The sequence below is a fragment of the Rhodospirillales bacterium genome (assembly GCA_016872535.1).
Classification (GTDB): domain Bacteria; phylum Pseudomonadota; class Alphaproteobacteria; order Rhodospirillales; family 2-12-FULL-67-15; genus 2-12-FULL-67-15.
On record VGZQ01000104.1, the window covers coordinates 1 to 8,766 of the forward strand.

13 protein-coding genes are annotated in these 8,766 nt (G+C 68.4%); 7 read left to right on the plus strand and 6 right to left on the minus strand.

The window, feature by feature from the left end:
* The 4 genes from FJ311_14880 to FJ311_14895 all read right to left on the minus strand — a co-directional run.
* On the minus strand, nt 1-625 hold a 625-nt coding region (locus FJ311_14880; GenBank protein MBM3952722.1), incomplete at its 3' end, for a YmdB family metallophosphoesterase.
* A 67-nt stretch (nt 626-692) separates the two neighbouring features.
* A complete protein-coding gene (locus FJ311_14885; GenBank protein MBM3952723.1) occupies nt 693-1,307 on the minus strand; it encodes a 5-formyltetrahydrofolate cyclo-ligase in 615 nt (204 codons plus the stop codon).
* Nucleotides 1,308-1,317: 10 nt separating this feature from the next.
* The gene (locus tag FJ311_14890) at nt 1,318-1,680 is read right to left on the minus strand and encodes a cell division protein ZapA (GenBank protein MBM3952724.1); all 363 of its coding nucleotides are present in this window, start codon (nt 1,678-1,680) and stop codon (nt 1,318-1,320) included.
* Between the two features lie 20 nt (nt 1,681-1,700).
* Nucleotides 1,701-2,090, minus strand: a complete 390-nt coding sequence (locus FJ311_14895; protein MBM3952725.1) for a DUF4164 family protein — start codon at nt 2,088-2,090, stop codon at nt 1,701-1,703.
* Nucleotides 2,091-2,243: 153 nt separating this feature from the next.
* Between FJ311_14895 and gap the strand changes: the two genes are divergently transcribed.
* From gap to thiE, 3 genes are read left to right on the plus strand one after another with little or no spacing between them, the layout of a single operon-like run.
* Nucleotides 2,244-3,251 carry a type I glyceraldehyde-3-phosphate dehydrogenase gene (gap, locus tag FJ311_14900; protein ID MBM3952726.1) on the plus strand — a complete coding sequence of 336 codons (1,008 nt, stop codon included), beginning with the start codon at nt 2,244-2,246 and terminating at the stop codon, nt 3,249-3,251.
* A gap of 7 nt (nt 3,252-3,258) precedes the next feature.
* The gene (locus FJ311_14905; GenBank protein ID MBM3952727.1) at nt 3,259-3,609 is read left to right on the plus strand and encodes a hypothetical protein; all 351 of its coding nucleotides are present in this window, start codon (nt 3,259-3,261) and stop codon (nt 3,607-3,609) included.
* Entirely contained in the window at nt 3,602-4,234 is a 633-nt protein-coding gene (gene thiE / locus FJ311_14910; protein ID MBM3952728.1) for a thiamine phosphate synthase, read from the plus strand. Before FJ311_14905 ends, thiE begins: the two co-directional genes overlap by 8 nt.
* A gap of 3 nt (nt 4,235-4,237) precedes the next feature.
* Here thiE and FJ311_14915 read toward each other — a convergent pair whose 3' ends face one another.
* Nucleotides 4,238-4,621 (minus strand): VOC family protein, encoded by a 384-nt coding sequence (locus tag FJ311_14915; GenBank protein ID MBM3952729.1) that lies wholly within the window; start codon nt 4,619-4,621, stop codon nt 4,238-4,240.
* An 18-nt stretch (nt 4,622-4,639) separates the two neighbouring features.
* Nucleotides 4,640-5,668 (minus strand): EF-P lysine aminoacylase GenX, encoded by a 1,029-nt coding sequence (genX, locus tag FJ311_14920; protein MBM3952730.1) that lies wholly within the window; start codon nt 5,666-5,668, stop codon nt 4,640-4,642.
* A gap of 21 nt (nt 5,669-5,689) precedes the next feature.
* Here genX and FJ311_14925 point away from each other — a divergent pair, with 21 nt between their 5' ends.
* The 4 genes from FJ311_14925 to FJ311_14940 all read left to right on the plus strand — a co-directional run.
* Nucleotides 5,690-6,652, plus strand: coding sequence for a lysine-2,3-aminomutase-like protein (locus FJ311_14925; protein ID MBM3952731.1), 963 nt, complete (start codon nt 5,690-5,692; stop codon nt 6,650-6,652).
* Between the two features lie 57 nt (nt 6,653-6,709).
* A complete protein-coding gene (efp, locus tag FJ311_14930; protein MBM3952732.1) occupies nt 6,710-7,276 on the plus strand; it encodes an elongation factor P in 567 nt (188 codons plus the stop codon).
* 31 nt (nt 7,277-7,307) lie between these two features.
* Complete coding sequence (locus FJ311_14935) at nt 7,308-8,102, plus strand: inositol monophosphatase (GenBank protein MBM3952733.1); 795 nt, start codon at nt 7,308-7,310, stop codon at nt 8,100-8,102.
* Between the two features lie 139 nt (nt 8,103-8,241).
* Nucleotides 8,242-8,766 (plus strand): hypothetical protein (locus FJ311_14940; protein MBM3952734.1); only part of this gene is annotated, 525 nt, incomplete at its 3' end.

An 8,766-nucleotide genomic window follows, 5' to 3' on the forward strand; every position in this document is an offset into this window, starting at 1 on the left:
TCACCGAATCGTAATCGCCGCACATGCCGAGATCGCTGATGTAGGCGGTGCCGCCCGGCAGCACGCGCGCGTCCGCCGTCGGCACGTGGGTGTGGCTGCCGACCACCGCCGACACGCGCCCGTCGAGAAAATGGGCCATCGCCATCTTCTCGCTGGTCGCCTCCGCGTGGATATCGACCAGCGCGGCGGCGACGGATGCGCCGAGCCGATGGTTGGCGAGCGCCGTCTCGACCGCGGCGAAGGGATTGTCGAGCGGCTCCATGTAAAGACGGCCCATCGGATGCGCCACCAGCACCGAACGCCCGCCGCGCGCGGGAAAGACGCCCGCACCGCGCCCGGGCGTGCCGGCGGGATAGTTGAGCGGCCTCAGCAAGCGCGGATCGCCCTCGATGTAGCCCGCGATTTCGCGCTGATCCCACACATGGTTGCCGGTGGTGATGACGTCGGCGCCGGCGGCGTAGAGATCGGCGCAGATCGGCCCGGTGATGCCGAAGCCGTGCGCCGCGTTTTCGCCGTTGACCATGACGAAATCGAGATCGAGGTCGCGGCGCAGCCCGGGCAGGTGTTCCGCCACCGCTTTCCGCCCGGAACTCCCCACCACGTCGCCGAGAATCAGAATGCGCATCGGTTATTCGGCCTTCGCAAAAGATTCTTTGTCCAGTCATTCCCGCGAAAGCGGGAATCCAGCACTTTTAACGGTCTGGACCCCCGCTTGCGCGGGGGTGACCCGAAAGCCGGGTTATTTCGCGTTCGGTCGCGATCCAGTCGAGCGGCTGATCGAAGGGGCCGGTCGGCACCTCGGCCACCTCCTGGGCGGCGTAGGCGATGCCGACGGCAGTGGTCGGCCCCTGGGCGCGCAGGCCCGCGAGCGTGCGGTCGTAGAACCCGGCGCCCCAGCCGATGCGATGGCCCATCCGGTCGAAGGCGAGCAACGGCGCGAACACGACGCGGGGCGTAACCTCGGGTTCCTCCGGCCCCGGCTCGCTCAAACCGAACGAACCCGATTTCAGGACCAGGCCCGGCTGCCAGCGCCGGAAGACGAGCGGCTTCCCTTTCCCCATCACCACCGGCAGCGCGACCCGGCAGCCGCGACCGGCGAGCGCGTCGAGCAGCGGGCGCACGTCCATTTCCTGCTGCATCGGCCAATAGACCGAAACCGCGACGCCCGGCGCGAGCCCGAGCGCGTCCGCCTTGGCCATCACGTTCGCGGCGAGGCGCGCGCCCGCGTTCGGATCGGCGGCGAAGGCGGCGGCGCGGCGGGCTTGCGCCTCGGCGCGCGTCGCCTTTTTGGCTTGGTCGAGGGTCATCGAACGAATTTCAGGCGGCACTCGGCTCCGGCCGCAACCGTTCCAGCCCGGCGGCGAGACCTTCGATCCGTTCGGCGACGCGCTCGATGCGCCGGGCGATAGCGTCCTCGGCCGCGGCCACCGCCAGCGCCGGGCTGTCGCCGGCTTCCGCGCGCGCGGCGCGCAGTTCCGCCTGCGCGTCCAGCAATTCGTCGGCGATCATCAGGCTCGCCATCACCAGAAGGCGCGAATCGTCGGCGCGCCCGATCGCGGCGGCGAGCTGGCCGACCCGCTTGTCGATGAATTCGGCGAGGCGGGCGAGGTGCGCTTCCTGCCCGTCGTCGCAGACGATGGGGTACGAGCGGCCGTTGATGCGAACCGATGTCTGGGCCAAAGGCGTCGTCCCTCGTCCGTTCAGTGCGCCAGGACTTGGCGCAGGTGCTCGACCGCGGCGTCGAGCCGGCTCGACACCTGATCGCGCACGTGTTGCAGCGCCGCGTTTTCTTCCCGCAGTTGCGCGAGCACGGCGCGGTCTTCGGCGCGCTCCGTGTCGACCCGGACCCGGGATTCGGCCTCGGCCGCCGCCCGGTCCGCGCGCGCCGCCAGTTCGCGACCGACGCCGTCGAGCGCCGCTTCGATCCGGCCGAGGGCGGCTTCGAGCCGGGCCTCGGCGGCGCCGAGCCGACCCGGCTTCCGCTGCAAATGAGTTTCCGTCAAAACGACCTCCCGCCAAAGCGCCCCGAGAGGGGCGCGCCTTTTGATGCGCGCGGGGATTCGCCCGCGCGCGCCCCGGTAGGAGCGCATTATTCAACGCGCGTGGGGATTCGCCCACGCGATGCAGCATAGGTATGCCAGACATGCATCGTCAATCCGCGCAAAATATCGTTGACGGGCCGCGCGCTTGGCCCGAAGTTGCCCCCTTCCGGAATTTCGACTTGGCAACGGGCGGAGGAGACGATGGCGGTACGCGTGGCAATCAACGGTTTCGGACGGATCGGGCGGCTGGTGCTGCGGGCGATCGTCGAGTCCGGGCGCAAGGACATTCAGGTGGTCGGCGTCAACGACCTGGGTTCGGTCGAGGCCAACGCCCATCTGCTCCGCTACGACTCGGTCCACGGCCGCCTGCCGGTCGAGGTCAAGGTCAAGGGCGACGTCATGACCGTGGGCAAGTCCGCGATCCGGGTCACCGCCGAGAAGGAACCGGCGAAGCTGCCGTGGAAGAAGCTCGGCGTCGACATCGCGTTCGAATGCACCGGTCGTTTCACCGATCGCGCGTCCGCCGCGCAGCACCTGACCGCCGGCGCGAAGAAGGTGCTGGTTTCCGCCCCGGCCGACGGGGTCGATCTCACCGTCGTCTACGGCGTCAACCACGACAAGCTGACCGGAAAGCACGTGGTCGTGTCCAACGCGTCCTGCACCACCAACTGCCTGGCGCCGGTCGCCTACGTGCTCAACGAGGCGGTCGGCATCGTCAAGGGCTACATGACCACGATCCACGCCTACACCGGCGACCAGCGCACGGTGGATACGCTGCACAAGGACCTGCGCCGGGCGCGCGCGGCGGCGCTCTCCATGATCCCGACCTCGACCGGCGCGGCCAAGGCGGTCGGTCTGGTGTTGCCGGAATTGAAGGGCAAGCTCGACGGCACCGCCATCCGCGTCACCACCCCCAACGTGTCGGTGGTCGATTTCAAGTTTGTCGCCAAGAAGAAGACCGACGCGAAGGCGATCAACGCCGCCATCCTCAAGGCCGCCAAGGGCAAGCTCAAGGGCGTGCTCGGCACCAACGACGAGCCGCTGGTGTCGGTCGATTTCAATCACTGCCCGTACAGCTCCATGTTCGACCTGACCCAGACCCAGGTGATCGACGGCGATTTCGTGCGCGTGCTGTCGTGGTACGACAACGAATGGGGCTTCTCCAACCGCATGGCCGACACCGCGCTGGCGATGGCCAACGCCAAGTGAGTCTTTGATGACCGCGCCGGCCTTCGTCGTCCACGATCTCGGGCAGGCGAAGGCCGCGCTCAGGGCCGCGCGCGAACAAGGCATGCGCCTCATTTTGGTGAGCGCGCCGGGCGCGGCCCGAACGCTCGGCCCCGCCGTGTGGCGGGAAATGATGGCCGAAGCGGCGCGCGCCGAACCTAGCGCGATGTTCGAGGCGATCCTCGATTGCGGAAGCGACCCCGGCATTGCGCTCGGCGCGCTGCGCGAAGGGGTGAAGGCGATCGTGCTCAAGGCGCCCGCCGACGTGTTCGCCAAGGTCGCGGATATCGCCCGACAGTCAGGCGCCACGATTTATGCGCAAAGGCCCGATCATGGCTGATGCGCGCACTCGTTTATATCTGATCACGCCGCCGAAGATCGTGTTGCCGGCGTTCGCCGACGCGTTCAAGGCGGCCCTCGACGGAGGCGACGTGGCGGCGGCGCAATTGCGCCTGAAGGACGCGGACGACGACACGATCAAGCGCGCGGCGGAAACATTGCTCCCCATCGCGCGCGAACGCGGCGTCACGTTCATCATGAACGACCGGCCCGACCTGGCGGCAGCCACCGGCTGCGACGGCGTGCACATCGGTCAGGAGGATGCGTCGTACGAGGAAGCGCGAAAAGCGCTCGGCGACGACGGCGTGGTCGGCGTCACCTGCCACGATTCGCGCCACCTCGCCATCGAGGCGGCGGAAAAAGGCGCCGACTACATTGCCTTCGGCGCCTTCTTCCCGACCGGCACCAAGGAGCCAAAGACGCGTGCCGACGTGGACCTGCTCGCCTGGTGTTCGGAAGTTTTGGTGGTGCCCTGCGTCGCCATCGGCGGCATCACGCCCGCGAACTGCGCGCCCTTGGTGCGCGCGGGCGCGGATTTCCTCGCCGTCGTCTCCGCCGTGTGGGACCACCCCGACGGCCCGGCGGCGGCGGTGAAGGAATTCAACGAAGCAATTGCGGCGGCTTAAGCGTCACTCCACCTCGTTCGAAATCTCGATCAGGTTGCCGTCGGGGTCGCGGATGTAGAGCGAACGCAGTTTCGCTCGCGCGCCGGTCTTGGGCACGATCCCTTCCTCGATCGCGATCCCCTTTGCCTGCAATTCCACCATCACCTGCTCGACCGGCTCGGCGGCGATGAAGCAGATATCGACTGCGCCCGGTTCGGGCCGGCGCGCGTGGGGCACGTACGGCTTCGTCGCATCGTGCAGATTGATCTTCTGATCCCCAAACGCAAGGGCGCGGCGCCCTTCGCCGAACGTCACCAGGCGCATGCCGAGAATTTCGGTATAGAACTTGACGGTCGCCTCCATGTCGCGGGCGGTGACGACCAGATGATCGAGGCGGCGAAGATTCATGGCGGAAAGTTCCCCTGATTAGACAACCGGCGCCCACAGCACGTTGTCGATGGTGTCGGCGCCGGCGGCGAGCATGACCAGGCGATCGAACCCGAGCGCGATGCCGGCGGCCGGCGGCATGGCGCCGAGGGCGGCGAGGAAATCCTCGTCCACCGGATAGCGTTCGCCGAACAGTTTTTCGCGCTTGGCGTTATCCGCCTCGAACCGGCGGCGCTGTTCGGCCGCGTCGGTGAGTTCGCCGAAGGCGTTGGCGAGTTCCACCCCGGCGACGTACAACTCGAACCGCTCGGCGACGCGCGGGTCGCGGTCGTCCAGTTTCGCCAGCGCCGCCATGGACGCGGGATACCCGTAAAGAATGGTCGGCGTCGGATGGCCCAAACGGGGCTCGATGCGATCGAGGAATATGCGGAAGAAAACGTCGTCCCAGGAATCTTCCGCGCCGGTCTTGATTTTCAAGCTTTCCGCCGCCCGGCGAAAGGCGGGCACATCGTCGGCCAACGCCAGCACGTCGAGGCCGGCGTATTCGGAAAACGCCTCCGCGACCGAAAGCCGCCGCCACGGTTGATGAGGGTCGCTCTCTTTTCCGCGCCATGCGAACCGGCGCGCCCCGGCGGCCTCGGCCGCCGCGCGCAGCAGACCTTCGCAGTCGTCCATGATCGCCGATAGCGACGCGCCCGCGCGGTACCACTCCAGCATGGCAAATTCGGGATGATGGAGCGCCGAGCGTTCCTCGTTGCGAAAAACGCGCGCGATCTGGAAGATGCGCGTCATGCCCCCCGCCAGCAGTTTCTTCATGGCGAACTCGGGCGAGGTGTGGAGATAAAGCGCGCGCGCCCCTTGGCCGAAGGGCTCGCGGAGTTCGGTCTTGAAGGCGCGCAAGTGCGTTTCCATCCCCGGGCTGACTTGCAGCGCTGGCGTTTCGACCTCGGCGAAGCCCCGGCCCTCGAAGAAGGCGCGGGTGGCCTTGAGCACGCGCCCGCGCAGCTCAAGCGCCTTTTCCCGCCTTGCCAAAGCGTCCGGCTTCCACCAGGGTTCGGGGCTTGTCATGGGTTCCGGGACTTTATCCTGATGAACACGTTCGCGCCGATGGTTTCGCCGTGGCCCGAGTTGATCTCGGCGGAGACACACGCGCTGATTGATGCGGGCGATCCGGCGGACCCGATCGCGCGCCAGTACGTCGCGTCCCCCGACGAGCTTAGCCGAGGGCCGGAAGAAAGAGCAGACCCGATCGGCGACAAGGCCCATTCGCCCGTGCCCGGCCTGGTGCATCGCCACGCCGACCGGGTGCTGTTGATGCCGACCGAGGCGTGCGCGGTCCATTGCCGCTTTTGCTTCCGGCGCGAACTGTTGGGCGAGCCGCGCACCCTGAGCGACGCGGAAATCGACGAAGCGCTTTCCTACGTGCGCGCCCGGCCCGGAATCCGCGAAGTGATCCTCACTGGCGGCGATCCGCTGGTGCTGTCGCCCGCGCGCCTTAAGCGCCTCGTCGGCCTGCTCGACGCCATCCCGCACCTCGCCACCATCCGCGTCCACAGCCGCGTGCCCGTCGCCGCGCCCCTGCGCGTGACGCCCGAACTGGTCGCCGCGTGCCGCGCGGCGAAGGCGTTCTTTCTCGCCGTCCATTGCAACCACCCGCGCGAATTGACGCTTGATGCCGCCGCCGCCTGCCGCCGGTTCATCGACGCCGGGATTCCGGTGCTGGCGCAGACCGTTCTCTTGCGCGGCGTCAACGACGACGCCGACACCCTGGCCGCCCTGATGGAGGCGCTGGTGGCGCTCCGCATCAAGCCCTACTACCTGCACCAGTGCGACCTCGCTTCCGGCACCGCGCACTTCCGCGTGCCGGTCGCCGAGGGCCGCGCCCTGATGGCGGAGTTGCGCCGCCGGGTGTCGGGGCTCGCGCTGCCGACCTACGTTCTCGACATCCCCGGCGGGCACGGCAAGGTGCCGATCGAGGAGACGTACGGTCCGGACGAGCGCGGCCGGGTGCGGGACGCCACGGGGCGCCTTCATCCCTATCCGCCCGCGTGATTTTTTCCGCCGCCGGGCGTTGCCAGTCCCTTCCCCGGCTGGTAGAACCCGCCCGCCATGAAAATCCAAGCCAACACCATCCGCCCCGGCAACGTCATCGAGCACGAGGGCAAGCAGTGGTCGGTCCTCAAGATCCAGCTGATCCAGCCGGGCAAGGGCGGCGCCTTCATCCAGGTCGAGATGCGCGACGTCCTCGGCGGCACCAAGACCAACGTGCGCTGGCGCACCCAGGACACGGTCGAGAAGCTTTCGGTCGACGAACGCGAGTATTCGTACCTCTATGCCGACGGCGACATGCTGACCTTCATGGACAGCGAGAGCTACGAGCAGACCACGCTCTCCAAGGACATGCTCGGCGAACGGTGCGCGTTCCTGCAGGAGAACATGCCGGTGACCATGGACCTGATCGAAGGGAAGCCGGTCGCCGTCCACCTGCCGCAGACCGTGACGCTGGAAGTGACCGAGGCCGATCCGGTGGTCAAGGGCCAGACCGCGGCGTCGTCCTACAAGCCCGCCCAGCTCGCCAACGGCGTGCGCATCATGGTGCCGCCGTTCATCGAGGCCGGCACCCGCGTCGTCGTCAACACCGAGGACGGCTCCTACGTCGAGCGCGCCAAGGACTGAGCGCGCGCATTGCGAGCGAAAGGATGGGGCCATGACCACCCAATCGGCCCTGATCACCGTGATGGTCGCCGCCGCCCGCAAGGCGGGCCGCGCGCTGACGCGCGATTTCGGCGAGCTCGAAAACCTCCAGGTTTCGCAAAAGAGCCAGTCCGATTTCGTTTCCGCCGCCGACCACCGCGCCGAGCGGGTGGCGCGCACGGAACTCGCCCGCGCGCGGCCGCGCTACGGATTCCTGATGGAGGAATCGGGCGCGACCGCCGGCGCCGACACCTCGAACCGCTGGATCGTCGATCCGCTCGACGGCACCACCAATTTCCTGCACGGCATTCCGCACTTCGCGGTCTCGATCGCGCTCGAGCGCGACGCCGACCTGGTCGCGGGCGTCGTCTACAACCCGATTTCGGACGAACTCTATTGGGCGGAAAAGGGCAAAGGCGCGTTCCTCAACGGCCGCCGCCTTCGGGTGTCGGGGCGCAGAGCCATGGCCCCCGCCCTGTTCGCGACCGGGATCCCGTTTGCCGGACACCGCGACCACAAGCTGTTCCTCAGACAACTGGAAAAGGTGATGGCGGTGGCGGCCGGGGTCCGGCGGTTCGGCTCCGCCGCCCTCGATCTCGCCTATGTCGCCGCCGGCCGCTACGATGGCTTCTGGGAAACGGGACTTTCGCCGTGGGACATGGCGGCCGGCATCGTGCTGGTGCGGGAGGCGGGCGGCTTCGTCAGCGACCTCGACGGCGGGCCCGCGATGATGGCGAGCGGCGACATTCTCGCCGCCAACGATTCGCTCCACGAACCCCTGGGCCGGTTGCTGCGCGATTGCCGCTAGGCGCCGCCGTCCGGCCGAATCCCGCGTGCCAACCGGGATTCCGGCAAGCGAGATTTATGCCGGTCCGAGGCGGTTGTACGGCGTTTCGCCCTTGGTTTATGGTGGCGTTGGTCTAAAATTCCGGCTCGGGAACGCGGGGATGGCACGTATTCAACGAACGACTTCGACCGCCGCCGTCGTGGCGATGCTGGCGATCGCATTGGCCAGCGGCACACGCGACGCCGCCGCGCAGGGCGCCGGCCCCTATTACGACGACGAATCCGTGGTCGTCGACCTCAGCGTGATCGACGACGGCGGCCGCGGCCGCCGCCCGCTGGTGCTGCCGCCAGCGGGGGTCGTGCCCGGGTATGGCGGTCCCCTGCGGATGCCGGGGACCGAAATGCCGCGCTCGCGCTTCCACGGGCCCGGCGGCGCGGCGGCCGAAGCCAAGGCCGCGCCCAAGCCCCCGACCGCCGCCAAGTCCCAGCCGGTGACCAAGATGGCCGCCGCCCCGGCCGAAAAACCAGCCCCCGAAAAACGCGCGACCGAGAAGCGCGCGCCGGTCGAGAAACGCGCCGCCGCGCCCGCGCGGGGCGCTCCTTCAAGTGCGCGCGGGGATTCGCCCGCGCAGCCCGCGACACCGCCGCCTCCGCCGGCGGGAATTCCGGCCGCGCCGCCACCGCCG

What these genes read in the sequence shown, in the direction of transcription:
- gap (MBM3952726.1), top strand. Translation starts at nt 2,244, where the DNA reads ATGGCGGTACGCGTGGCAATCAACGGTTTCGGACGGATCGGGCGGCTG.
- FJ311_14935 (MBM3952733.1), top strand. Translation starts at nt 7,308, where the DNA reads ATGACCACCCAATCGGCCCTGATCACCGTGATGGTCGCCGCCGCCCGC.
- genX (MBM3952730.1), bottom strand. Translation starts at nt 5,668, where the DNA reads ATGACAAGCCCCGAACCCTGGTGGAAGCCGGACGCTTTGGCAAGGCGG.
- thiE (MBM3952728.1), top strand. Translation starts at nt 3,602, where the DNA reads ATGGCTGATGCGCGCACTCGTTTATATCTGATCACGCCGCCGAAGATC.
- FJ311_14895 (MBM3952725.1), bottom strand. Translation starts at nt 2,090, where the DNA reads ATGCGCTCCTACCGGGGCGCGCGCGGGCGAATCCCCGCGCGCATCAAA.
- FJ311_14905 (MBM3952727.1), top strand. Translation starts at nt 3,259, where the DNA reads ATGACCGCGCCGGCCTTCGTCGTCCACGATCTCGGGCAGGCGAAGGCC.
- FJ311_14915 (MBM3952729.1), bottom strand. Translation starts at nt 4,621, where the DNA reads ATGAATCTTCGCCGCCTCGATCATCTGGTCGTCACCGCCCGCGACATG.
- FJ311_14885 (MBM3952723.1), bottom strand. Translation starts at nt 1,307, where the DNA reads ATGACCCTCGACCAAGCCAAAAAGGCGACGCGCGCCGAGGCGCAAGCC.
- FJ311_14925 (MBM3952731.1), top strand. Translation starts at nt 5,690, where the DNA reads ATGAACACGTTCGCGCCGATGGTTTCGCCGTGGCCCGAGTTGATCTCG.
- efp (MBM3952732.1), top strand. Translation starts at nt 6,710, where the DNA reads ATGAAAATCCAAGCCAACACCATCCGCCCCGGCAACGTCATCGAGCAC.